Below are 24,936 nucleotides of genomic sequence, written 5' to 3'. Positions count from 1 at the left end.
CCTGGCATCTGTTCGCCGCCGTGGCGGACCCAGGCTAGGGGGGTTCATGAGACGAAAAGCGAGAGCGATCCTCGCTGTTGGCGCACTTGTGCTGGGTGGTGCGGGCATCGCACCTCTCGCGCAGGCCGCGGAAGGCCCCGGCTCTCCCGACCCGAACGAGGTCAAGGTCTTCCGGGCCGAGGTCACCCAGCAGCAGGTACCCCTGCTGCTGGCGACCGGTCAGGACGGCCATGAGCTCAGTGAGCAGGTGCCGGAGAAGGGTGCGGCCACCGTCGAGGTCTACCTCACCGACCAGCAGGCCGACAAGCTCGAGGACCAGGGCGTCGACCTCACCGAGCACCGGCTGTCCGCCAAGGCCGGGAACCGAGTCGAGGCCGCGGCCGAGGGCGTGTTCCGCCCGTACAGCGGCAGCGGCGGCCTGAAGGAGGAGATCCTCAGGGCCAGTCAGGAGAACCCCGGCCTCACCAAGGTCGTCTCCATCGGCAGGACCGTCAAAGGCCAGGACATCCTCGCCCTCAAGCTGACCAAGGGCGCGAAGAAGTCCGAGGACGGCTCCAAGCCCTCCGTCCTGTACATGTCCAACCAGCACGCGCGCGAGTGGATCACGCCGGAGATGACCCGCCGGCTGATGCACCATTACCTGGACAACTACAAGACGGACCAGCGCATCAAGAAGCTCGTCGACTCGACCGAACTCTGGTTCGTGCTGTCGGCCAATCCCGACGGCTACGACTACACCTTCCAGGACTCCGACACCCGCCTGTGGCGCAAGAACCTGCGCGACGTCAACGGCGACGGAGCCATCAGTACCGGCGACGGCGTCGACCTCAACCGCAACTTCCCTTACAAATGGGGCTACGACGACGAGGGTTCGTCCCCCACCCCCACCAGCGAGACCTACCGCGGCGCGGCCCCCGGCTCCGAGCCCGAGACGCAGGCGCTGGACGCCTTCGAGAAGCGGATCGGGTTCACGTACGGCATCAACTACCACTCCGCGGCCGAACTCCTCCTCTACGGAGTCGGCTGGCAGGTGGCCACGGGCACCCCCGACGACGTCCTCTACAAAGCACTCGCCGGCACCCCCGGCCATTCCGCGATCCCGGGCTACCACCCCCAGGTCTCCTCGGAGCTGTACACCACCAACGGCGAGGCGGACGGCCACGCGGCCAACGTCAACGGCACGGCGATGTTCACCCCCGAGATGTCGACCTGTGAGACCGCGTCCGACATCGACCCCGACGACGCCTGGAACGCGGCCGACTGCCAGTCGGTCTTCAACTTCCCGGACGACGAGAAACTGATCCAGCAGGAGTTCGAGAAGAACATCCCGTTCGCGCTCTCCGTCGCCGAGAGCGCCGCCCGCCCCGACCAGCCGAAGTCCTCGGTCGGCCGGAGCGCCGCCGACTTCACCACGGCCCCGTTCCCGACGTCGTACGCGCGCGGTGCCGACCAGGAGGTCTCCGTCGTCGTACGGAAGGCGGTACGCGACAAGGAGCTCAAGTACCGCGTCGGCGGACGTACGTACGACCAGACACTGCGCCCCTGGAAGGGCGGCGAGACCTACGGCGGCGAGGACAACCTCCACTTCGACGAGTACCGGGCCAAGGTCAAGGACGGCGAACCGGGCGACAAGGTCGAGGTGTGGTTCACCGGCGAGACGAAGAGCGGCAAGAAGGTCTCCAGCGAGCACTTCACCTACACCATCGCCGAACGGCCCCGCGCGGACGTCCTCGTCGTCGCGGAGGAGGGCGCTGCCGCCACGCAGGCGCAGACCTACGTCGACGCGCTGAGGGCCGCCGGGCGCAAGGCGGACGTCTGGGACGTCGCCACCCAGGGCGCGCCCGACGCGCTGGGCGTGCTGAACCACTTCGACACCGTCGTCCACTACACCGGTACGAGCGTCCCCGGCATCGCCACCCAGCTGGAGCTGCGCGCCTTCCTCAACGAGGGCGGCAAGCTGCTCGAGGCGGGCGAACAGGCCGGGGGCAGCGTGGACCTCGCCGACGGTACCCCGTCGGACGACTTCAGCCAGTACTACCTGGGTGCCTACTCCCGTACGTCGACCCCGGGGGCCACCGGCTTCACCGGCGCCGCCAAGCTCAAGGGCTTCACCGGCGCGCTCGCCCCCGCGGCCGGTAACCCACTGGACAAGGCCGGGACCTACGGCGTGACGTCCGACGAACTGCCCGCCGACAGGTACCCCCGGTTCGCCAGTGCGGGCGCGGGCCGGTTCGCCGGCACCGCCAACCCGTACGGGCCCTACGCGGGCTCCTTCATGGCGGCCGCCGTGCACACCGACGACGCCTACAAGCGGCTCACCCGCACCCTGGACCTCACGGGCGTGCGCGCCGCCGACAAGCCCACCCTGCGTACCCAGCTGCTGTGGGACACGGAGCCGGGCTACGACAACGCGATCGTCGAGGCCCACACCATCGGCGCCGACGACTGGACCACGCTCCCGGAGACGGGCGGCGCCACCCGCACCACCGTGCCGGAGGACTGCTCCGGCGGGTACTACGTAGGCGAGCACCCGCAGCTCAGGCACTACCTGACCGTGACGGCGGACGGTTGCACCGCCAACGGCAGCACCGGCGCGTGGAACGCCTTCACCGGCGCCTCCAGCGGCTGGCAGCAGGTCGGCTTCGACCTGAGCGCCTACGCCGGCAGGTCGGTCGAGATCTCGATCAGCTACGTCACCGACCCGGGCAGCGGCGGCCACGGCGTCCTCGCGGACGACGCCTCGCTGGTGGTCGGCGGCACCGCCACCGAGACCGAGGGCTTCGAGACGTCGCTGGGCGCCTGGAAGGTCGCCGGACCGCCTCCGGGCAGCCCCGCCGTCCTCAAGGACTGGACGCGCACCGGGACCCTGTTCCAGACCTACGGGGCGGTCACCACGGACGACACCGTGCTGCTGGGCTTCGGCCTGGAGCACGTCGCCTCGGCGGCCGGCCAGACGGCTCTCCTGAAGAAGGCGCTCGCGGCGCTCGACACGTGATCGAAGGGTGACGTCCCTGGTCAATCACGTGTGACGCTGCATAGCGAGATCGGGTGATCTGACCTTCGGACCCGGGCGGTCCGTACCCCTACTGGCGGGTACGGGCCGCCTCGCCGTGTATGGGGCATCTCGATGTCACCGCGTGGGCCGCAGGGAGGTAGGGTCGTAGGCGGTCGGGGACATCCCATACAGCTTGCCGGATTCGAACCCGGCGTACCAACGAGGAGATCGGTTTCGTGACGATCCGCGTAGGCATCAACGGCTTTGGCCGCATCGGTCGTAACTACTTCCGCGCGCTGCTGGAGCAGGGTGCAGACATCGAGATCGTGGCTGTCAACGACCTGGGTGACACCGCGACCACCGCTCACCTGCTGAAGTACGACACCATCCTGGGCCGCCTCAAGGCCGAGGTGTCGCACACCGCCGACACGATCACCGTCGACGGCAAGACGATCAAGGTACTGTCCGAGCGCAACCCCGCCGACATCCCGTGGGGCGAGCTGGGCGTCGACGTCGTCATCGAGTCGACCGGCATCTTCACCAAGAAGGCCGACGCCGAGAAGCACATCGCCGGCGGCGCCAAGAAGGTCCTCATCTCGGCTCCGGCCAAGGACGAGGACATCACCATCGTGATGGGCGTCAACCAGGACAAGTACGACGCGGCCAACCACCACGTCATCTCCAACGCCTCCTGCACCACCAACTGTGTGGCGCCGATGGCCAAGGTTCTCGACGAGAACTTCGGCATCGTCAAGGGCCTGATGACGACGGTCCACGCGTACACGAACGACCAGCGCATCCTGGACTTCCCGCACTCGGACCTGCGCCGCGCCCGCGCCGCCGCCGAGAACATCATCCCGACCACGACGGGCGCCGCGAAGGCCACCGCCCTGGTTCTCCCGCAGCTCAAGGGCAAGCTGGACGGCATCGCCATGCGCGTCCCGGTCCCGACCGGTTCGGCCACCGACCTGGTCGTGACGCTGCAGCGCGAGGTCACCAAGGACGAGGTCAACGCCGCGTTCAAGAAGGCCTCCGACGACGGCGACCTCAAGGGCTACCTGACGTACACCGAGGACCCGATCGTCTCCTCGGACATCGTCGGCGACCCGGCCTCCTGCACCTTCGACTCCTCCCTGACCATGGTCCAGGACGGCACCTCGGTGAAGATCCTCGGCTGGTACGACAACGAGTGGGGTTACTCGAACCGCCTCGTCGACCTGACGGTCTTCGTCGGCAACCAGCTCTGATCGACAGAGCAGGCACTTCGGTGTGAGTCAGGGCTCGGACAGCGCAGGGACGCGCGGTCCGAGCCCTGACTCGCGTACAGATCAGCCCACTCACGATCACGAGCCTCACGAGCCCTCTCCAGGAGTTCCCTCCATGAAGACGATCGACGAACTTCTCGCCGAAGGTGTGGGCGGCAAGCGGATCTTCGTCCGCGCCGACCTGAACGTGCCGCTGGACGGCGCCACCATCACGGACGACGGCCGTATCCGCGCCGTCCTGCCCACCGTCAAGGCCCTCGCCGAAGCGGGCGCCCGGGTGGTCGTCGCCTCGCATCTGGGTCGCCCCAAGGGCGCCCCGGACCCCGCCTTCTCGCTCGCGTCGGCCGCCGCGCGCCTCGGTGAACTCCTCGGTGCCGAGGTGGCGTTCGCGACCGACACGGTCGGCGAGTCCGCCAAGTCCACCGTCGGCGGCCTCGCCGACGGCCAGGTCGCCGTCCTCGAGAACCTGCGCTTCAACGCCGGCGAGACCTCCAAGGACGACGCCGAGCGCGGTGCCTTCGCGGACCAACTCGCCGCCCTCGCGGACGTGTACGTGAGCGACGGCTTCGGCGCCGTCCACCGCAAGCACGCCTCGGTCTTCGACCTCCCGGCCCGGCTGCCGCACGCCGCCGGCTACCTCATCGCCACCGAGGTCGCCGTCCTGAAGAAGCTCACCGAGGATGTCAAGCGTCCCTACGTCGTCGCCCTCGGCGGTTCCAAGGTCTCCGACAAGCTCGCCGTCATCGACCAGCTGCTGGGCAAGGCGGACCGCCTCCTCATCGGCGGCGGCATGATGTTCACCTTCCTGAAGGCCAAGGGGTACGAGGTCGGCACCTCCCTCCTCCAGGAGGACCAGATCCCGGTCGTCCAGGAGTACATCGAGCGGGCGGAGAAGAACGGCGTCGAGCTGGTCCTCCCCGTCGACGTGCTGACCTCCACCGAGTTCCCGGACCTGAAGACCAAGGCGCCGGCGAACCCCAACACCGTCGCCGCGGACGCCATCCCCGCCGACCAGCTGGGCCTGGACATCGGTCCGCGGACCCGCACGCTCTACGCCTCGAAGCTCACCGAAGCCGCCACCGTCTTCTGGAACGGCCCCATGGGCGTCTTCGAGCACCCCGACTACGCCGAGGGCACCAAGGCGGTCGCCCAGGCCCTCCTCGACTCCCCGGGCTTCACGGTCGTCGGCGGTGGCGACTCCGCCGCAGCCGTCCGCATCCTGGGCTTCGACGAGAACGCATTCGGCCACATCTCGACCGGCGGCGGCGCCTCCCTCGAATACCTCGAGGGCAAGACGCTCCCCGGCCTCGCCGCACTGGAGGACTGACCTCAATGGCTGCATCTATTTCTTCGGAGCGCACGCCGCTGATGGCGGGCAACTGGAAGATGAACCTCAACCACCTCGAGGCCATCGCCCACGTCCAGAAGCTCGCCTTCGCCCTGGCCGACAAGGACCACGACGCCGTCGAGGTCGCCGTCCTGCCGCCCTTCACCGACCTGCGCTCCGTGCAGACCCTGGTCGACGGGGACAAGCTCAAGATCAAGTACGGCGCCCAGGACATCTCGGCGCACGACGGTGGTGCCTACACCGGCGAGATCTCCGGCCCGATGCTGGCCAAGCTGAAGTGCACGTACGTGGCCATCGGCCACTCCGAGCGCCGCCAGTACCACAACGAGACCGACGAGATCGTCAACGCCAAGGTCAAAGCCGCCTACAAGCACGGTCTCACCCCGATCCTGTGCGTCGGCGAGGAGCTGGACGTCCGCGAGGCGGGCAACCACGTCGCGCACACCCTCGCCCAGGTCGAGGGTGGCCTGAAGGACATCCCGGCCGAGCAGGCCGAGTCGATCGTGATCGCTTACGAACCCGTGTGGGCCATCGGCACCGGCAAGGTCTGCGGCGCCGAGGACGCCCAGGAGGTCTGCGCGTCCATCCGGGGCAAGATCGCCGAGCTGTACACGCAGGAGCTGGCCGACCGGGTCCGCATCCAGTACGGCGGCTCCGTGAAGTCCGGCAACGTCGCCGAGATCATGGCGCAGGCCGACATCGACGGCGCCCTGGTCGGGGGCGCCTCACTGGACGCCGACGAGTTCGTCAAGATCGTCCGGTTCCGCGACCAGTGAGTATGCGGTAGCGGGGATACGTCGTACCCTTGCGGGGTCCAGCAGTCTACGCTGGACCCCGTCGTCCGTCAGAATCCGAGGAAGTTGGTCCAGCTGTGGTTATGGGGTTCTCGATCGCCCTGATCGTCTTCAGCCTGCTGATGATGCTGCTGGTGCTGATGCACAAGGGCAAGGGCGGCGGCCTCTCCGACATGTTCGGTGGCGGCATGCAGTCGTCCGTCGGAGGCTCCTCCGTCGCCGAGCGCAACCTGGACCGCATCACGGTCGTGATCGGTCTGCTGTGGTTTGCGTGCATTGTCGTGCTCGGCATCCTGATGAAGGTGAACAACTGATCGACGTCGCACACGCGGCACGTCCATTCCGCACGTAACGCCCCATGTTCGGTATGCGCAGCTGAGCGCGGCCTATCATGGGGCTTGCGTCTGCGTGTGCGGGTTGTAACTCGAACCACTGGACGCGCGTTGGGCCTTACGTAGACTGAGGCGCTCGCAGTGAAGCGAAACGCCGACTCGCTTTGCGGCACCATCACGCAGGGAGTTACGACCGTGGCAAGTGGCAACGCGATCCGAGGAAGCCGGGTCGGGGCGGGGCCGATGGGCGAGGCCGAGCGGGGCGAGTCCGCGCCCCGGCTGTGCATCTCCTTCTGGTGCTCCAACGGGCATGAGACGCAGCCCAGCTTCGCCAGCGACGCGCAGGTCCCCGACACCTGGGACTGCCCGCGCTGCGGCTTTCCGGCAGGGCAGGACAGGGACAACCCCCCGGACCCGCCGCGAACGGAGCCCTACAAGACGCACCTCGCCTATGTGCGGGAGCGACGCAGCGACGCGGACGGCGAAGCGATCCTCGCCGAGGCGCTCGCCAAACTGCGGGGCGAGATCTAGGAGTTGAGAGCCGGCCCGGTATCCGCGGATGCCCGGCCGGGGCTGTTCCGTACCCGACGGCCGTCCGGCCGCGGACCGATTGTCAGTGGTGCCCTCTACGGTTTGTGCATCGGAAGAACCGTGAGGGGGAGCTGTGGCGACGGTCGACGTGGTGGGCGGGCGTGTGCCCGCGTGGCGTGGGGGATTCGGGCGGCTGTGGAGTGCCGCCGTACTCTCCAGCTTCGGTGACGCACTGAGGAGCTCCGCGCTGCCCCTGCTCGCCGCGACGCTGACGGACCGGCCCCTGCTCGTCGCGACGGTCACCGCCTGCGGCCATCTGCCCTGGATCGTGTTCGGTCTGCTCGGCGGCGCCGTCGCCGACCGTGTGGACCAGCGGCGCGCGATGTGGACGGTGGACGCGGTACGAGGGCTGCTGGTCGCCTGCTTCGCCGTGGCCGTCGCCCTCGGCCACGCCTCGATCGGCCTGCTGATCGTGCTGGCCTTCGCGCTGACCACCCTGCAGACGCTCTTCGACAACGCCTCCACCGCCCTGCTGCCCGCCCTGGTGGACCGCACGGCGCTGGGCAGCGCGAACGCGCGTCTCATGACCGGCCAGCAGATCGCGGGCGGCCTGCTGGGCGCGCCCCTGGTGCCGCTGTTGCTGTGGGGCGGGGTCGCCCTGCCCTTCGTGGCGGACGCGGTCACCTTCCTGGTGGCCGCCGCTCTGGTCGCGTCACTGCGCACCACTCTGCCCGAGCGGAAGCCGAGACCGGCGGGGAGCACCCTGCGCCGCGAGATCGCCGAGGGACTGCGCGCCCTGGGGCGGGACAAGGCCCTGCGCGGGCTGTGCGCCGCCACCGCGCTGTGCAACATCGGCGTGGGCGCCCTCATCGCCGGCCTGGTGTTCCTGGTGACCGGCTGGCTGGACGCCGGTACGGCGGGCTACGCGGCGGCCCTGACCGCCTACACGATCGGTGGTCTGGCCGGGGGTGCGGTGAGCGGCCGGCTCGTCGCCCGGCTCGGGCGGGTGCGCGCGGTGCTGCTCGCCGGGACGGTGCAGATCGGCGCGCTGCTGGTCATGGGGTCGGTGCACAGTATGGTCGCGCTGGCCGGGGCCATGGCCGTCTTCGGGTTCATGGGCATGGTGTGGAACGTCAACACCAGGACCCTGATGCAGGAGCGCGCCCCCGCCGAGATGCTGGGCCGGGTCAGCGCGGCCTTCCGGACTCTGGCGGTCGCCGGGGCGCCCCTGGGGGCTCTGCTCGGCGGCGCGGTGGCGACCGCCTGGGGTCTGAACACCCCGGCCCTGCTCGCCGCGGCCTTCTTCGTCCTGTCCGTCGCCTCGCTGATACCCGCGTTCAAGGCGAACGTATCTGTTGTCGCACCCGACGACGACGCCGCGACAGTTCCCGCCCCGCGCTGATCAATCAGGTGGGGAACGGCAGCGGGGCAGCAGGTCCAGGCGAGTGAAGGCGGCGGAGGCGAGAACAGCACGTGGGTGAGGGCGGCGGCGCCGAAACGTCCGCCGCCCTCAGCTCACGACAACGCCGGCGGATACAGCGACCGCGGCAGCTGGGAAGCAGCCGCGGAGTCCAGCAGCCACAGGGTGCGCTGCCTGCCGCGTGCGCCCGCCGCCGGGGCCTGGATCTCGCCCGCGCCCGAGAGGCCGATCGCCACAGCCTCGGCCTTGTCCGCGCCGGCCGCCAGCAGCCACACCTCGCGGGCCGCCCGGATCGCCGGGAGGGTGAGGGTGATGCGGGTCGGCGGGGGCTTCGGGGCGCCGTGGACGCCGACGACCGTGCGCTCGGTCTCCCGGACGGCCGGGAGTTCAGGGAACAGGGACGCCACGTGGGTGTCCGGGCCCACGCCCAGCATCAGGACGTCGAAGGTCGGTACCGCGCCATGGTTCTCCGGGCTCGCCGCACGGGCCAGTTCCTCGGCGTAACCCGCCGCCGCGGCCTCCGCGTCGGCGCCGTACGGTCCGTCCGACGCGGGCATGGCGTGCACGCGCTTCGGGTCCAGCGGCACCGAGTCCAGCAGGGCCTCGCGGGCCTGCGTGACATTGCGTTCCGGGTCGCCCTCGGGCAGGAACCGCTCGTCGCCCCACCACAGGTCGAGGCGGCCCCAGTCGATGGCGTCCCGAGCGGGCGCGGCGGCCAGGGCGGCGAGCAGGCCGTTGCCGTTGCGGCCGCCCGTGAGGACCACGGACGCCGCACCGCGCGAGGCCTGCGCGTCCACGATCTTCGTGATCAGGCGGGCCGCGGCGGCCTGCGCCATCAGCTCCTTGTCGCGGTGCACGACCAGCTGCGGAGTGCTCACTTCGCCGCCGTCCTCTTCACCGGGGCCGGTGCCGCCGCTTCCTTCGCGGGTGCTTTCGCAGCCGCTTCAAGGGGAGTAGGGACCGCGGCGGCCCCTTCTCCTTTGGCGGCCGGTCCCTCGGCGGCGGTGTCCGCCTGGGTGGCCGGCTCCGGGGCGGGCGCCTCGGCACCCTTGCCGCGCGACCCGTTCGACGTGCTCAGCCGCTCCACCCCGAACCGCAGCGCGGACGCGTACGTGTCGTCCGGATCCAGCCGCCGCAGCTCCTCCGCGATCAGCTCGGCCGTGTCGCGGCGCTTGAGCGCCACCGCACGGTTCGGCTGCCCCTGGATGGAGAGGGTGGCGAGGGAACCGTCCGCCCGGTCGAGGACGATCGGGCCGCAGTCGGTGTTCATCCGGACCGCCGTCAGGCCGGGGCCCGACGACAGTGAACGCTTCACCGGGACGTTCAGCCGGTCCGCGAGCCACATCGCCAGCAACTCGCAGCTCGGGTTGAACTCCTCGCCCTCCACCTCGACCGCCTCGACCTCGCAGGTCACCTGGTCGAGAGCAGCCGCCAGCATCGAACGCCAGGGCGTGATCCGGGTCCACGACAGATCCGTGTCCCCGGGCGTGTAGGCGTCGGCGCGGGCTCCGAGTTCCCGTACCGGCTGCTCGGAGGCGTAGGTGTCGGTGACCCGGCGCTGGGCGAGGGCGCCCAGCGGGTCCTTCGCCGGATCCAGGGGCGCGTTCACCGGCCACCAGACCACCACCGGCGCGTCCGGCAGCAGCAGCGGCAGGACGACCGACTGGGCGTGGCTGACGACATCGCCGTACAGCCGCAGGACGACCGTCTCGCCGGTGCCGGCCTCCCCGCCCACCCGCACCTCGGCGTCCAGCCGGGACTGCGTACGGTCGCGGGGCGAACGTGAGACACGCTTGACGACCACGAGCTTGCGCGAGGGGTGCTCGACCGAGGCGTCGTTGGCGGCCTTCAGGGCGTCGTACGCGTTCTCCTCGTCCGTGACGATGACCAGTGTGAGCACCATGCCGACGGCTGGGGTGCCGATGGCCCGGCGGCCCTGCACCAGCGCCTTGTTGATCTTGCTGGCCGTGGTGTCCGTGAGGTCTATCTTCATGGCCGGCGCCAGCTCCGTCCGTCTTGCTCGAGCATGTCGTCCGCCTCGACGGGGCCCCAGGTACCGGCCTCGTACTGGGCGGGCTTGCCGTGCTGGTCCCAGTGCTCCTCGATCGGGTCGAGGATCTTCCAGGACAGCTCGACCTCCTCGGTGCGCGGGAAGAGGTTCGAGTCGCCGAGCAGCACGTCGAGGATGAGCCGCTCGTACGCCTCCGGGCTGGACTCCGTGAACGACTCGCCGTAGGCGAAGTCCATGGACACGTCCCGGATCTCCATCGAGGTGCCGGGCACCTTGGAGCCGAAGCGGACCGTGACGCCCTCGTCGGGCTGGACGCGGATGACGATCGCGTTCTTGCCGAGCTCCTCCGTCGCCGTGTGGTCGAAGGGGGAGTGCGGCGCCCGCTGGAAGACCACCGCGATCTCGGTGACCCGGCGGCCCAGCCGCTTGCCGGTGCGCAGGTAGAAGGGGACGCCCGCCCAGCGGCGGTTGTCGATCTCCACCTTGATCGCCGCGTACGTGTCGGTCTTCGACTTGTGGTCGATGCCGTCCTCTTCGAGGTAGCCGATGACCTTCTCGCCGCCCTGCCAGCCGGCCGCGTACTGCCCGCGGACGGTGTCCTTGCCGAGGTCCTTCGGCAGCTTCACCGCGCCGAGCACCTTGGTCTTCTCGGCGGCGAGCGCGTCCGCGTCGAACGAGGACGGCTCCTCCATCGCGGTCAGCGCCATGAGCTGGAGCAGGTGGTTCTGGATGACGTCACGGGCGGCGCCGATGCCGTCGTAGTACCCGGCACGGCCGCCGATGCCGATGTCCTCGGCCATGGTGATCTGCACGTGGTCCACGAAGGACCGGTTCCAGATCGGCTCGAACATCGTGTTGGCGAAGCGGAGCGCCAGAATGTTCTGGACGGTCTCCTTGCCGAGATAGTGGTCGATGCGGAAGACCTGGTCCGGCGCGAAGACGTCCTCGACCGTCGCGTTGAGCTCCTCGGCCGACTTCAGGTTGTGGCCGAAGGGCTTCTCGATGACCGCGCGCCGCCAGGAACCGCCCGACTGGTCGGCCAGACCGTGCTTCTTCAGCTGCTGGATGACCACCGGGAAGGCGGACGGCGGCACGGACAGGTAGAAGGCGAAGTTGCCGCCCGTGCCCTGCGCCTTGTCCAGCTCCTCGATGGTGCCGCGCAGCCGCTCGAACGCGTCGTCGTCGTCGAAGGTGCCCTGGACGAAACGCATCCCCTGGATGAGCTGCTGCCAGACCTCCTCACGGAACGGCGTCCGTGCGTGCTCCTTGACGGCGTCGTGGACCTCCTGAGCGAAGTCCTCGTTCTGCCACTCCCGCCGGGCGAAACCGACCAGCGAGAAACCCGGCGGCAGCAGACCCCGGTTCGCGAGGTCGTACACGGCGGGCATGAGCTTCTTCCGTGACAGATCTCCCGTGACGCCGAAGATCACCAGGCCCGACGGCCCCGCGATACGCGGGAGCCGCCGGTCGGCGGGGTCACGGAGCGGGTTCGCTCCGGAACCGGAGTTTGGTGCCAAGGGATCAGCCCTCCGAGGGGGCGAGGCGCTGGAGCTCCGCCTCGGTCGACTTGAGCAGGTCGGTCCAGGACGCCTCGAACTTGTCGACGCCCTCGACCTCCAGGAGCTCGACCACCTCGTCGTACGAGATCCCGAGCTTCTCGACCGCGTCGATGTCGGCGCGGGCCTGCTCGTACGTACCGGCGATCGCGTTGCCGCGGATCTCACCGTGGTCCTCGGCGGCGAACAGGGTCGCCTCCGGCATGGTGTTCACCGTGTTCGGCGCGACCAGCTCCTCGACGTACATGGTGTCCTTGTACGCCTTGTCCTTCACACCGGTCGACGCCCACAGCGGACGCTGCTTGTTGGCGCCCGCCTTCTCCAGCGGGCTCCAGCGGTCCGAGGAGAAGATCTCCTCGTACGCCTGGTAGGCCAGGCGCGCGTTGGCGACGCCGGCCTTGCCGCGGGCGGCCTTGGCCGCGTCGGTGCCGAGCGCGTCGATCCGCTTGTCGATCTCGGTGTCCACGCGGGACACGAAGAAGGACGCCACGGAGTGGATCTGCGAGAGGTCCAGGCCGCGCTCCTTGGCCTTCTCCAGACCCGCGAGGAACGCGTCCATGACCTCGCGGTAGCGCTCCAGCGAGAAGATCAGCGTGACGTTGACGCTGATGCCGAGGCTGATGACCTCGGTGATCGCCGGGATGCCGGCGCGGGTGGCCGGGATCTTGATGAGGGTGTTGGGACGGTCGACCAGCCAGGCGAGCTGCTTGGCCTCGGCGACCGTCGCCTTGGTGTTGTGGGCCAGCCGCGGGTCGACCTCGATCGACACCCGGCCGTCCTGGCCGCCCGTGGCGTCGAAGACCGGGCGCAGGATGTCGGCGGCGTCCCGGACGTCCGCCGTCGTGATCATGCGGATGGCCTCTTCGACGCTGACCTTGCGGAAGGCGAGGTCGGAGACCTGCTGGTCGTAGCCGTCGCCCTCGGAGATCGCCTTCTGGAAGATCGATGGGTTGGTGGTGACGCCCACGACGTGCTGCTGGTCCATCAGCTCGGCGAGGTTGCCGGACGTGATCCGCTTGCGCGACAGGTCGTCCAGCCAGATCGCGACGCCCTCCTCGGAGAGGCGCTTGAGTGCGTCTGTCATGGAAATTCCATCTCCTACGTGTCGTATGTGAGCGTCAGCGCTGGGCTGCGGCGATCGATTCCCGGGCGACGGCGGCCACGTTCTCCGCAGTGAAGCCGAACTCGCGGAAGAGAACCTTGCCGTCGGCCGAAGCACCGAAGTGCTCCAGGGAAACGATGCGACCGGCGTCCCCGACGTACTTGTGCCAGGTGAGACCGATACCGGCCTCGACCGCGACCCGCGCCTTGACCGCAGGCGGCAGGACGCTGTCCCGGTACCCCTGGTCCTGCTCCTCGAACCACTCCACGGACGGCATGGACACGACTCGGGTCGGCACACCGTCGGCTTCGAGCTGCTCGCGCGCCTCCACGGCGACGTGCACCTCGGAACCGGTGGCGATCAGAACCACCTCCGGCGTCCCGGTGGAGGCCTCGAACAGGACGTAACCGCCCTTGGCCGCGTTCTCGTCGGGCTCGTACGTCGGCACGCCCTGGCGGGTCAGCGCGAGGCCGTGCGGGGCACCCTTGCCGAACTCCTTCGTCCAGCGTCGGAGGATCTCGCGCCAGGCGAGCGCCGTCTCGTTGGCGTCGGCCGGGCGGACCACGTTCAGGCCCGGGAGGGCGCGCAGCGAGGCCAGGTGCTCGACCGGCTGGTGGGTGGGGCCGTCCTCGCCGAGGCCGACCGAGTCGTGCGTCCACACGTACGTCACCGGCAGGTGCATCAGGGCCGACAGACGCACCGCGTTGCGCATGTAGTCGGAGAACACCAGGAAGGTGCCGCCGTAGATGCGGGTGTTGCCGTGCAGCGCGATGCCGTTCATCTCCGCGGCCATGGAGTGCTCGCGGATGCCGAAGTGGATCGTGCGGCCGTACGGGTTCGCCTCCGGCAGCGGGTTGTCCGCCGGCAGGAAGGAACTCGTCTTGTCGATCGTCGTGTTGTTCGAGCCGGCCAGGTCGGCCGAGCCGCCCCACAGCTCCGGGACGACCGCGCCCAGCGCCTGCAGCACCTTGCCGGACGCGGCACGGGTGGCGACACCCTTGCCCGCCTCGAAGACCGGGATCTTCTCCTCCCAGCCCGTGGGCAGCTCGCCCGCGGCGACACGGTCGAACTCGGCCGCGCGCTGCGGGTTGTTGCCGCGCCACTCCTGGAAGGACTTCTCCCACTCGGCCTTGGCCTGACGGCCTCGCTCACCCAGGGCCCGGGTGTGCGCGAGGACCTCGTCGGCGACCTCGAAGGTCTTCTCCGGGTCGAAGCCCAGGACACGCTTGGTGGCCGCGACCTCGTCGTCGCCCAGCGCCGAGCCGTGCGCGGCCTCGGTGTTCTGGGCGTTGGGGGCCGGCCAGGCGATGATCGAGCGCATCGCGATGAACGACGGCCGGTCGGTGACCTGCTTGGCGGCCTCGATGGCGTCGTACAGGGCGTGCGGGTCGATGTCACCGTCCGGCTTCGGGGCCACGCGCTGCACGTGCCAGCCGTACGCCTCGTACCGCTTGACGGTGTCCTCGGAGACGGCCGTCTCGGTGTCGCCCTCGATGGAGATGTGGTTGTCGTCCCACAGGAGGACGAGGTTGCCGAGCTTCTGGTGGCCGGCCAGCGAGGAAGCCTCCGAGGAGATGCCCTCCTGGAGGCAGCCGTCACCGGCGATCGCGAAGATGAAGTGGTCGAAGGGGGACTCGCCCTCGGGGGCGTCCGGGTCGAACAGACCGCGCTCGTAGCGGGCGGCCATCGCCATGCCCACCGCGTTGGCGACACCCTGGCCCAGCGGACCGGTGGTGGTCTCCACACCGGTGGTGTGGCCGTACTCGGGGTGGCCCGGGGTCTTCGAACCCCACGTGCGGAACGACTTCAGGTCCTCCAGATGAAGGCCGAATCCGGCCAGGTACAGCTGGGTGTAGAGGGTCAGCGACGAGTGGCCGGCCGACAGCACGAACCGGTCGCGGCCGACCCAGTCGGGGTCCGCCGGGTCGTGCCGCATCACCTTCTGGAAGAGGGTGTAGGCGGCAGGCGCCAGGCTCATCGCCGTACCGGGATGGCCGTTGCCGACCTTCTGTACGGCATCGGCGGCCAGGACGCGGGCGGTGTCCACGGCCCGCTGGTCCACCTCGGTCCACTCGAGGTCTGTGGTGGTCGGCTTGGTGCTCACCCTGGGTCAGGGCTCCTCTCCACATGTCACGCATGTCGGAACGTCACGCATGGAGAAACGCCACGCATGTCGAATGCCGGTGCACTGGACGCCCCGGCCGTTGTCGAGCCTACCCCCGTCGGTACGTGCGTTATTTCGAGCCATTCCAGACTGCCGGGACTGGTCGGGATCCGCCTCCGGACGGGGCCTTTCCCGGTTCGGCAGGTGAATACGGAGCCGCTCATCGGAGTGCTCAATCGAGTGCCGCCCAGCTCTTCCCAGCGGGTCGGCCAACGCGACCCCACCCCCGACCCCACCCCCGCGAATGTCGAGGTATGGGCAACGTCTACAGTGGCGTGGTACGCGCGAGCCTTTACCGGGACTTCACACGGCCGGGCTCGCTGGGATGTCTCTGAGGGGTGTGCGTGACGGCCGTCGAATCCCGTCCAGCGGGGGTGCTCGGTGCGAGCCAGGGTCCGAGCCACCGGCCGTTCGGGGCCCGTGTCAAGGCGTTCGTAGCTCTGACCAAGCCTCGGATCATCGAGCTGCTGCTGATCACCACCGTCCCGGTGATGTTCCTGGCGCAGCAGGGCGTCCCCGACCTCGGGCTGGTCCTGCTCACCTGTGTCGGCGGCTACCTGTCCGCGGGCGGCGCCAACGCGCTCAACATGTACCTCGACCGCGACATCGACGCGCTGATGGACCGCACCTCGCAGCGCCCGCTGGTCACCGGCATGGTCAGCCCGCGCGAGTGTCTGGCCTTCGGCATCACCCTCGCGGTCGTCTCGACGCTGCTGTTCGGCCTGACCGTCAACTGGCTGTCGGCCTGGCTGTCGCTCGGCGCGCTCCTCTTCTACGTGGTCGTCTACACGATGATCCTCAAGCGACGTACCTCGCAGAACATCGTGTGGGGCGGCATCGCCGGCTGTCTGCCCGTGCTCATCGGCTGGTCCTCGGTGACGAACTCGATGTCGTGGGCGCCGGTCATCCTCTTCCTCGTCATGTTCTTCTGGACGCCGCCGCACTACTGGCCGCTGTCCATGAAGGTCAAGGAGGACTACGCCCGCGTGGGCGTGCCGATGCTTCCGGTCGTCGCCTCCAACAAGGTGGTCGCCCGGCAGATCGTCCTCTACAGCTGGGTGATGGTCGCGGTGTCGCTGCTGCTGACGCCGCTCGGCTACACCGGCTGGTTCTACACGGCGGTCGCGCTGCTGGCCGGCGGCTTCTGGCTGTGGGAGGCCCACGGGCTGCAGAGCCGGGCCAAGGCCGAGGCGACCGGGGGCAAGCTCAAGGAGATGCGGCTGTTCCACTGGTCGATCACCTATGTGTCGCTCCTGTTCGTGGCGGTCGCGGTGGATCCCTTCCTCCGCTGACGCCTGGGTGACGTCCGACGGGCGGGGTGCGTGGTCAAGGCCACGCACCCCGCCCGTCGCCGTTTCCTCTACCCGCCGGTAGCATCCTGACCATGGCAGACACGCAGCAGGTTGACGAGCGCACCGAGGCCAAGCAGGCCGCGCGCAGGGTGGCCCGGCTGGCCCGGCAGATCGGCGCCTTCTCCACGGCGCACGGCGGCGCCGAGGGCCAGGTGGCCTACCTCGGACAGCGCGGCGCGCGGATCGTGCTCGTCGGCGAGGACGGTGGCTGGGGCGACCTGGTGGCCCCGTCGTACGAGATCGCCGAGAAGGCGGTCGAGAAGGCCGGGATCACGGTGCACGAGGCCTTCGACGGCGAGTTCGCGGCCAAGGTGCGGACCGGTCCGTACGAGTGGACGCGCATGGCCGGAATCCAGGTGGGCGGTCCGAGCAACACCTGATGCCCGGTTCACCCGTTAGGACCCGTGGGGGGCCGTAGGAAGACGCGGTCCTCGGACGTGGTCCAGTCACGGGGAGTCCGGATGATCGAAACGCCGTCCCTGGTGGACCAGTACTGCCACGGGGTACTGCGCACGGAGCTGGGCCTCGGCACTTTCGAGGCCCAGCTCGTCCGCACCGAGGGCCCGCCCGCGCCGGGCACGACGCTCTTCGACACCCAGACCGGGTTCGCGGTACGCCGCTGGTGCCCCCCGCTGCTCGGCCTGGAACCGCACTGCACACCCGCCCGCTATCTCGCCCGGCGCCGTGAACTCGGCGTACTGGAGTCGGGCCGTCGCCTGCTGCGCGGCAGCGGCATCACGACGTATCTGGTGGACACCGGGCTGCCCGGCGACCTCACCGGACCCGGCGAACTGGCCTCGGCCGCGGGCGCCGAGGCCCGCGAGATCGTACGGCTGGAACTCCTCGCCGAACAGGTCGCCGACACCTCCGGCACCGTCGAGTCCTTCCTCGCCAATCTCGCCGAGTCGGTGCACGCGGCTGCCGCGAACGCGGTCGCCTTCTCCTCGGCGGCGGGCGTACGGCACGGTCCGGCGCTCGCGCCTCAGCCGCCGGGGCCGGGCGAGGTGAGGGGCGCGGCGGGGCGCTGGCTCGCCGGGCGCCGGGTGGGCGGGGAGCTGAGCGATCCGGTGCTGCTACGACACCTGCTGTGGATCGCGGTCGCCTCCGGCCGGCCCCTCCAACTGCACGCCGGGCTCGGCGAACCGGGCCTGCGCATCGACCGCACCGACCCGGCCCTGCTGACCGACTTCGTGCGGGCCACGGCCGGCCTGGGTACCGACCTCGTCCTGCTGCACAGCTACCCGTACCACCGGCACGCCGCCCATCTCGCCGGGGTCTTCCCGCATGTGTACGCCGACTCGGGCGCCGCGCTGGCGCGCACCGGCGCCCGGGCCGCCACCGTCCTGGCGGAGATCCTGGAGCCGGCCCCGTTCGGCAAGATCCTCTTCTCCAGCGGTGCCCAGGGGCTGCCCGAACTGCACGTCGTGGGGGCGCGGCTGTTCCGTGAGGCCCTCTCCAGGGTGCTCGGGACGTGGGTCGCCGAGGGCGCGTGGTCACTGGCGGACGCGGAGCGGGTGGCGGGGCTGATCGCGGCGGGGAACGCTCGGCGGGTGTACGGGCTGGAGTGACCGGGCGGCGCAGAAGGGGCTGGGGTGACCCGGGCGGCGCAGAAGGGGCTGGGGTGACCCGGTCGGCGCGGAGCGGCGGAAGGTTGTTGCGTTCGCGTCAGCCCTGCGCGGGGAACGGCGGGTCGGTGTTGCGTTCGCGTCAGCCCTGCGCGGGGAACGGCGGGTCGGTGCTGCGTCCGCGTCAGCCCTGCGCGGGGAACGGCGGGTCGGTGCTGCGTCCGCGTCAGCCCTGCGCGGGGAACGGCGGGTCGGTGCTGCGTCCGCGTCAGCCTCCGCGGGGAACGGCGGGCCGGCACTGTGCCCGCGTCAGACCCCGGCGCCGACCGCTGAGCCCGGCGCGGGCCCCGGGATCCCGACGTCCGCCCCGGACCGCTCCCGCAGGGCCAGCAGCACCCGTAGGACCGCGATCCACACCAGGGCCGAGCCGAGCATGTGCAGGCCGACCAGGATCTCGGGGAGGTCCGTGAAGTACTGGACGTAGCCGATGATCCCCTGGGCGAGCAGGATCAGGAAGAGGTCGCGGGTGCGGTCCAGCGGGGCCTTGGGGGAGTCGACCGCCTTGAGGACGAACCACAGGGCGAACGTCAGCGACACCACGATCCAGGCCAGCACCGCGTGCACCTTGCTCACGGTCTCCCAGTCGATCGGCATCCGCTCGACCTCGCTGGAGTCGCCCGCGTGCGGTCCGGCGCCGGTCACCACCGTGCCGACCAGGATCAGCAGCACGGACGCCGCGAGCAGGCACCACACCAGCTGCCGCACGGCCCCGCCGACCAGCGGACGGGGCGGCGCGTCGCCCTCACGGGCGCGCTGCCACATCACCGTGGCGATCGCGATCAGGGCCGACGTCGCCACGAAGTGGGCCGCGACCGTGTACGGGTTGAGGCCGACCAGGACCACGACGCCGCCGAGGATCGCGTTGCTCATCACGACCCAGAACTGGGCCCAGCCCAGCCGGGTCAGGCTGCGCCGGTACGGCTTCTGGGAGCGCGCGGCGATGATCGCCCAGCCGACCGCGGCGCACAGCACGTACGTCAGCATCCGGTTGCCGAACTCGATGGCGCCGTGGAAGCCCATCGCGCCGGTGGCCGTCAGCGAGTCGTCGGTGCACTTGGGCCAGGTCGGGCAGCCGAGCCCGGATCCGGTGAGCCGGACCGCGCCGCCGGTGACCACGATGACCACCGCCGTCACGAGCGCGGCGAGGGCCGCCCGCTGAACCGTCCGAGAGGTCGGGGTCCAGCGTTCGGCGATGAAGGCAAGAGGGTTGCGGACGGCCGCTACGGCGTCGGCGCGGGTCACGTGGGGCACGCGTTCCATCGTAGGGGGCATGCTTGTGCACGCTTTCACGAGGGTCCCCGTCGCCGGCCCGAGTGCCCGACTACTCCCAGCGGAAGAACCGCCCGGCGACCCCGAGCCCCGCGACCGCCCACACCGCCAGAATCCCCAGGTCGCCCCAGGGCATGCCGGCGCCGTGCTGGAGCACGTCCCGCAGGCCGTCCGACAGGGCCGAGATCGGCAGCAGGCCGAGGACGTCCTGGGCGCCGGACGGGAACTTCTCCAGCGGCACGATCACACCGCCGCCCACGAGCAGCAGCAGGAACACCAGGTTCGCGGCGGCCAGGGTCGCCTCCGCCTTCAACGTGCCCGCCATCAGCAGGCCGAGCCCGGAGAACGCGGCCGTGCCCAGGACCAGCAGGAGCAGGACGGCCAGCGGGTTGCCGTGCGGGGACCAGCCCAGGGCGAAGGCGATCGCCGTCAGCAGGATCACCTGGAGGACCTCGGTGACCAGGACGGCGAGCGTCTTCGCGGTCATCAGACCCCAGCGGGGGAGCGGCGAGGAGGCGAGCCGCTTCAGCACGCCGTAGCGGCGCTCGAAGCCCGTCGCGATGGCCTGGCCGGTGAACGCCGTGGACATCACGGCGAGCGCCAGGATGCCGGGGGCGAGGAAGTCCACCGCCTCGCCGGTGCCGGTGTCCACGATGTCCACCGAGCTGAACAGGAACAGCAGGAGCGCCGGGATCACGACCGTCAGCAGCAGCTGCTCGCCGTTGCGCAGCAGCATCTTCGTCTCCAGCGCCGCCTGGGCCCCGATCATCCGGGGCAGGGGCGCCGCGCCCGGCTTCGGGGCGTACGTACCGGCGGCGGCGGTGGTCATGACCGCAACTCCTTGCCCGTGAGCTCGAGGCTGTGCTTCTTCGGGGGGCGACCCCCGGACCCCCGGCCGATCCGTGTGTGAGCCAGGATCATGACCGCAACTCCTTGCCCGTGAGCTCGAGGCTGTGCTTCTTCGGGGGGCGACCCCCGAACCCCCGGCCGATCCGTGTGTGAGCCAGGATCATGACCGCAACTCCTTGCCCGTGAGCTCGAGAAAGACGTCTTCGAGGGTGTGCCGTTCCACCGAGATCTTCTCCGGCATCACCCCGTGCTGCGCGCACCAGGAGGTGACCGTGGCGAGCAGTTGCGGGTCGACCTTGCCGCCGACCCGGTAGGAGCCCGGGGTGAGCTCCGCGGCCGTGCAGTCGGCGGGCAGTGCCTTGAGCAGCGAACCCACGTCCAGTCCCGGGCGCCCGCCAAAGCGGAGCGTGTTCTCGGCGCCGCCGCGGCACAGTTCCTCGGGGGAGCCGTGGGCTATGACCCGGCCCCCGTCGATGATCGCGACGTCGTCGGCGAGTTCCTCGGCCTCGTCCATGTAGTGGGTCGTGAGGATCACCGAGACGCCGTCGGCGCGCAGATCCCGGATCAGGTCCCAGGTGGCGCGGCGGGCCTGCGGATCGAGGCCCGCGGTCGGCTCGTCCAGGAACACCAGCTCCGGACGGCCGACGACCGCCATGGCGAGCGCGAGCCGCTGCTGCTGGCCGCCGGACAGCCGCCGATACGTGGTCCGGCCGCAACCGCCCAGCCCGAGCCGCTCGATGAGCACGTCCACGGCGAGCGGATGGGCGTGCAGCTTGGCCACGTGCCGGAGCATCTCGTCGGCCCGCGCCCCCGAGTACACGCCCCCGGACTGCAGCATCACGCCGATCCTGGGGTGCAGTTCGCGGGCCTGTCCCACCGGGTCGAGGCCCAGGACCCGCACCGTGCCCGAGTCGGGCCTCCGGTATCCCTCGCAGGTCTCGACCGTGGTCGTCTTGCCCGCCCCGTTGGGGCCGAGGACGGCGGTCACACCCGCCCGGGCCACCAGGTCGAGGCCGTCCACCGCGGTCTTCGGGCCGTACCGCTTCACCAGGGCCTGGACCTGGACCACGGGCTCACTTCGCATGGGTCCAGAGTCTAGGTTCGCGGACGGCGGCTCCGACGGGCGGGTGCGAGATCTCCACCCCGGCCGCCCCCGCCGGGCGGGACGGAGCGTCGGGGACCCTCAGATCTCGTCCTCCCGGGACCGGTGCAGCGCCAGCCACCGCTGCGCGTACGCCACCGCGTCCGCCACGGGAAACAGCCGTACGTCGGCCGCGCCCACCCTCCCCCGTACGACGACGGGCACATCCCGTTCGAAGTCGTGGCCCAGCTCGTCGAACCGGTCGGAGCTGATCGACACGTCGGTGACCTCCTCCCAGCCCGCCGGGCCCGGCCGGCCCACCTTCACCAGCGGCGACGGTATGCGGTACTCGGCGAGGTGGAAGCAGGTGCAGGTGCCGTAGCCGGCGCCGAGCAGCAGCACCCGGGCGCCGAGCGCCTCCAGCCGGGCCAGCGGACTTCGCTCGCCCAGCCGGCAGTCGGACGCGTGCCCCTCGACGATCTCCGCCGCGCGCGGGCCGACGGCCGCGAACGAGGTCTGCGGATGCGCGCTGCGCAGGGCGCCCGGCCAGGTCCGTACGGTCTCCGGGACCACGCCCACCCCGAGTGCGGGCGTGACGAGGGGGTCGTACGCGGGCATCGTGGCCCGGATCGTCCCCCACCACTGCTCGGGTACCGGAGGCCTGCTCCACAGGGCCGGGTCCGAGAGGTCGCCGGACTGGGTGGGAACCACCAGGGTGCCCTTCGGGCCGAGTGCGCCGAGCAGTCCCTGGACCACCGCGACGGCTCCTCCGCAGACCCAGCCGAGGGAGCTGAGGGAGGAGTGGACCAGGAGGATGTCGCCAGGCCGGACGCCGAGGTCGCGCAGCCGGCCGACGAGTGTGTCCCGAGTGACAAGAGGGCCGGTCGGAGCGGGTATGGACATGGTCAGGGAGTGTCCCTGACGGGGCCCGGCGGCGCCACCGATTTCAGCGGGCGACGATCTTTTCCCAGGTCGGATTAGGTGAACCTAAGTGACACAGGGCACCGTCCACCGGTCCGGACGCGGCTTGCCTGTCTCGGAGGAATTACGCAACAATGGCGTTGTGAAAAACGTCGGCGAGACTCGGGAGACCCTCACGGGGGCCCCTCAGGAGGAGTTCGCGGCTGGGATGCGCTCGGACCGCTCGACGCGCAACCGGGTCGCGCGGTCCATCCTGGACCACGGGCCGTCGACCGTGACCGAGCTGGCCGGACGCCTGGGACTCACCCCGGCGGCCGTACGCCGACATCTGGACGCACTGGCCGCCGACGACGTCGTGGAGGCACGCGAGCAGCGGGTCTACGGCACGCGCGGCCGCGGCCGGCCCGCCAAGGCCTTCGCGCTGACCGACTGCGGCCGGGACGCCTTCGACCAGTCCTACGACAAGCTCGCCGCGGAGGCCCTGCGCTGGATCCAGGAGCGGTTCGGCGGAAACGAGGCGGTCGTCGCCTTCGCGCGCGCCCGGATCGTCGAGCAGGCCTCCGCCTACCGCGAGGCGATCGAGGCCGCCGCACCCGAGGAGCGCACCGAAGCGCTGGCCAAGGCCCTGAGCGCGGACGGGTACGCTGCTACGGCGCGAAGCGCACCGGTCGGCGAGCAGCTCTGCCAGCACCACTGCCCGGTGGCCCACGTCGCGGAAGAGTTCCCGCAGCTCTGCGAGGCGGAGACCGAGATCTTCTCCCAGCTGCTCGGCACACACGTCCAGCGACTGGCGACCATCGCGCACGGCGACGGCGTCTGCACGACGTTCATCCCAAAGATTTCCCACCCCACTCATCACGCATCTGCAAGCACGGCCGGGAGGAACCCCGCATGACTCTCCCCACGGAGACCGCCCACCCCGAGCTCGAGGGTCTGGGCACGTACGAGTACGGCTGGGTCGACTCCGACACGGCCGGCGCCTCCGCCAGGCGCGGCGTCGGCGAGGACGTCGTCCGGGACATCTCCGAGAAGAAGAGCGAGCCGGAGTGGATGACCAAGCTCCGCCTCAAGGGTCTGCGCCTCTTCGAGAAGAAGCCCATGCCGAACTGGGGCTCGGACCTCTCGGGCATCGACTTCGACAACATCAAGTACTTCGTGCGCTCCACGGAGAAGCAGGCGGAGTCCTGGGAGGACCTGCCCGAGGACATCAAGAACACCTACGACAGGCTCGGCATCCCGGAGGCGGAGAAGCAGCGCCTCGTCGCCGGTGTCGCCGCCCAGTACGAGTCCGAGGTCGTCTACCACCAGATCCGCGAGGACCTGGAGGAGCAGGGCGTCATCTTCCTCGACACCGACACCGCGCTGAAGCAGCACCCGGAGCTCTTCAAGGAGTACTTCGGGACCGTCATCCCGGTCGGTGACAACAAGTTCGCGTCGCTGAACACCGCGGTGTGGTCCGGGGGCTCCTTCATCTACGTGCCGAAGGGCGTGCACGTCGAGATCCCGCTCCAGGCCTACTTCCGCATCAACACGGAGAACATGGGCCAGTTCGAGCGGACCCTGATCATCGTCGACGAGGGTGCCTACGTGCACTACGTCGAGGGATGTACGGCCCCGATCTACAAGTCGGACTCGCTGCACTCCGCGGTCGTCGAGATCATCGTCAAGAAGAACGCCCGCTGCCGTTACACGACCATCCAGAACTGGTCGAACAACGTCTACAACCTGGTCACCAAGCGCGCCGTGGCGTACGAGGGCGCGACCATGGAGTGGATCGACGGCAACATCGGCTCCAAGGTGACGATGAAGTACCCGGCCGTCTACCTGATGGGTGAGCACGCCAAGGGCGAGACGCTGTCCATCGCCTTCGCGGGCGAGGGCCAGCACCAGGACGCCGGCTCCAAGATGGTCCACATGGCGCCGAACACGTCCTCCAACATCGTCTCCAAGTCGGTGGCGCGCGGTGGCGGTCGTACGTCCTACCGCGGTCTCGTCGAGATCGCCGAGGGCGCCCACGGCTCCAAGTCGAACGTGCTGTGCGACGCGCTGCTCGTCGACACCATCTCCCGCTCCGACACGTACCCCTACGTGGACGTCCGTGAGGACGACGTGTCCATGGGCCACGAGGCGACCGTCTCCAAGGTCTCCGAGGACCAGCTCTTCTATCTGATGAGCCGCGGTCTGAGCGAGTTCGAGGCGATGGCGATGATCGTGCGCGGCTTCGTCGAGCCCATCGCGAAGGAGCTGCCCATGGAGTACGCACTGGAACTCAACCGGCTGATCGAGCTGCAGATGGAAGGCGCGGTCGGTTAAGACCCGCC

21 protein-coding genes are annotated in these 24,936 nt (G+C 70.0%); 12 read left to right on the top strand and 9 right to left on the bottom strand.

Annotation, left to right across the window (positions count from 1 at the left end):
• Positions 1-46 precede the first annotated feature (46 nt).
• The 7 genes from M2271_RS16135 to M2271_RS16105 all read left to right on the top strand — a co-directional run bounded on the left by M2271_RS16135 (position 47) and on the right by M2271_RS16105 (position 8,667).
• Complete coding sequence (locus M2271_RS16135) at positions 47-2,995, top strand: M14 family metallopeptidase (RefSeq protein ID WP_280887895.1); 2,949 nt, start codon at positions 47-49, stop codon at positions 2,993-2,995.
• A gap of 236 nt (positions 2,996-3,231) precedes the next feature.
• Positions 3,232-4,242: a type I glyceraldehyde-3-phosphate dehydrogenase gene (gap, locus tag M2271_RS16130; RefSeq protein WP_280887894.1), complete on the top strand. Its 1,011-nt coding sequence runs from the start codon at positions 3,232-3,234 to the stop codon at positions 4,240-4,242.
• A gap of 133 nt (positions 4,243-4,375) precedes the next feature.
• Entirely contained in the window at positions 4,376-5,587 is a 1,212-nt protein-coding gene (locus M2271_RS16125) for a phosphoglycerate kinase (protein ID WP_280887893.1), read from the top strand.
• Between the two features lie 41 nt (positions 5,588-5,628).
• Positions 5,629-6,384 (top strand): triose-phosphate isomerase, encoded by a 756-nt coding sequence (gene tpiA, locus M2271_RS16120; protein WP_280887933.1) that lies wholly within the window; start codon positions 5,629-5,631, stop codon positions 6,382-6,384.
• A gap of 101 nt (positions 6,385-6,485) precedes the next feature.
• Positions 6,486-6,716, top strand: coding sequence for a preprotein translocase subunit SecG (secG, locus tag M2271_RS16115; RefSeq protein ID WP_280887892.1), 231 nt, complete (start codon positions 6,486-6,488; stop codon positions 6,714-6,716).
• A gap of 213 nt (positions 6,717-6,929) precedes the next feature.
• Positions 6,930-7,265 (top strand): RNA polymerase-binding protein RbpA, encoded by a 336-nt coding sequence (locus M2271_RS16110; protein ID WP_280887891.1) that lies wholly within the window; start codon positions 6,930-6,932, stop codon positions 7,263-7,265.
• A gap of 133 nt (positions 7,266-7,398) precedes the next feature.
• Positions 7,399-8,667, top strand: coding sequence for an MFS transporter (locus M2271_RS16105; protein WP_280887890.1), 1,269 nt, complete (start codon positions 7,399-7,401; stop codon positions 8,665-8,667).
• 113 nt (positions 8,668-8,780) lie between these two features.
• On the opposite strand, the gene pgl is transcribed toward M2271_RS16105, so the two are convergent.
• The 5 genes from pgl to tkt are packed head-to-tail and all read right to left on the bottom strand — an operon-like array spanning position 8,781 to position 15,458.
• On the bottom strand, positions 8,781-9,563 hold the full coding sequence (gene pgl, locus M2271_RS16100) for a 6-phosphogluconolactonase (protein ID WP_280887889.1): 783 nt from the start codon (positions 9,561-9,563) through the stop codon (positions 8,781-8,783).
• A complete protein-coding gene (gene opcA / locus M2271_RS16095) occupies positions 9,560-10,678 on the bottom strand; it encodes a glucose-6-phosphate dehydrogenase assembly protein OpcA (protein ID WP_280887888.1) in 1,119 nt (372 codons plus the stop codon). The genes pgl and opcA overlap by 4 nt, the downstream gene beginning before the upstream one ends.
• Positions 10,675-12,213, bottom strand: coding sequence for a glucose-6-phosphate dehydrogenase (gene zwf / locus M2271_RS16090; protein ID WP_280887887.1), 1,539 nt, complete (start codon positions 12,211-12,213; stop codon positions 10,675-10,677). The genes opcA and zwf overlap by 4 nt, the downstream gene beginning before the upstream one ends.
• 4 nt (positions 12,214-12,217) lie before the next feature.
• On the bottom strand, positions 12,218-13,336 hold the full coding sequence (gene tal / locus M2271_RS16085) for a transaldolase (protein WP_280887886.1): 1,119 nt from the start codon (positions 13,334-13,336) through the stop codon (positions 12,218-12,220).
• Positions 13,337-13,370: 34 nt separating this feature from the next.
• Complete coding sequence (tkt, locus tag M2271_RS16080; RefSeq protein WP_280887885.1) at positions 13,371-15,458, bottom strand: transketolase; 2,088 nt, start codon at positions 15,456-15,458, stop codon at positions 13,371-13,373.
• A gap of 398 nt (positions 15,459-15,856) precedes the next feature.
• On the opposite strand from tkt, the gene M2271_RS16075 reads away from it, so the two are divergent.
• The 3 genes from M2271_RS16075 to M2271_RS16065 all read left to right on the top strand — a co-directional run bounded on the left by M2271_RS16075 (position 15,857) and on the right by M2271_RS16065 (position 18,438).
• A complete protein-coding gene (locus M2271_RS16075) occupies positions 15,857-16,810 on the top strand; it encodes a heme o synthase (protein ID WP_280887884.1) in 954 nt (317 codons plus the stop codon).
• 92 nt (positions 16,811-16,902) lie between these two features.
• The gene (locus M2271_RS16070) at positions 16,903-17,250 is read left to right on the top strand and encodes a hypothetical protein (protein WP_280887883.1); all 348 of its coding nucleotides are present in this window, start codon (positions 16,903-16,905) and stop codon (positions 17,248-17,250) included.
• A gap of 81 nt (positions 17,251-17,331) precedes the next feature.
• A complete protein-coding gene (locus M2271_RS16065) occupies positions 17,332-18,438 on the top strand; it encodes an amidohydrolase family protein (RefSeq protein ID WP_280887882.1) in 1,107 nt (368 codons plus the stop codon).
• Between the two features lie 306 nt (positions 18,439-18,744).
• Here the strand turns inward: M2271_RS16065 and M2271_RS16060 are convergent, their stop codons facing one another.
• From M2271_RS16060 to M2271_RS16045, 4 genes are all read right to left on the bottom strand, one after another.
• The gene (locus M2271_RS16060; protein WP_280887881.1) at positions 18,745-19,755 is read right to left on the bottom strand and encodes a COX15/CtaA family protein; all 1,011 of its coding nucleotides are present in this window, start codon (positions 19,753-19,755) and stop codon (positions 18,745-18,747) included.
• Between the two features lie 61 nt (positions 19,756-19,816).
• Positions 19,817-20,593 (bottom strand): ABC transporter permease, encoded by a 777-nt coding sequence (locus tag M2271_RS16055; RefSeq protein WP_280887880.1) that lies wholly within the window; start codon positions 20,591-20,593, stop codon positions 19,817-19,819.
• Between the two features lie 180 nt (positions 20,594-20,773).
• Positions 20,774-21,697, bottom strand: coding sequence for an ABC transporter ATP-binding protein (locus tag M2271_RS16050; protein ID WP_280887879.1), 924 nt, complete (start codon positions 21,695-21,697; stop codon positions 20,774-20,776).
• Between the two features lie 99 nt (positions 21,698-21,796).
• Positions 21,797-22,597, bottom strand: coding sequence for an AAC(3) family N-acetyltransferase (locus tag M2271_RS16045; protein WP_280887878.1), 801 nt, complete (start codon positions 22,595-22,597; stop codon positions 21,797-21,799).
• Positions 22,598-22,757: 160 nt separating this feature from the next.
• On the opposite strand from M2271_RS16045, the gene M2271_RS16040 reads away from it, so the two are divergent.
• Entirely contained in the window at positions 22,758-23,510 is a 753-nt protein-coding gene (locus M2271_RS16040) for a transcriptional regulator (RefSeq protein ID WP_280887877.1), read from the top strand.
• A complete protein-coding gene (gene sufB / locus M2271_RS16035) occupies positions 23,507-24,928 on the top strand; it encodes a Fe-S cluster assembly protein SufB (protein WP_280887876.1) in 1,422 nt (473 codons plus the stop codon). The genes M2271_RS16040 and sufB overlap by 4 nt, the downstream gene beginning before the upstream one ends.
• Positions 24,929-24,936: the final 8 nt, after the last annotated feature.

Source organism: Streptomyces sp. LBL, assembly GCF_029893585.1.
Lineage (GTDB): Bacteria > Actinomycetota > Actinomycetes > Streptomycetales > Streptomycetaceae > Streptomyces.
Note: the sequence above shows the minus strand (reverse complement) of the source record. Positions and strands in the feature narration are given on the sequence as shown.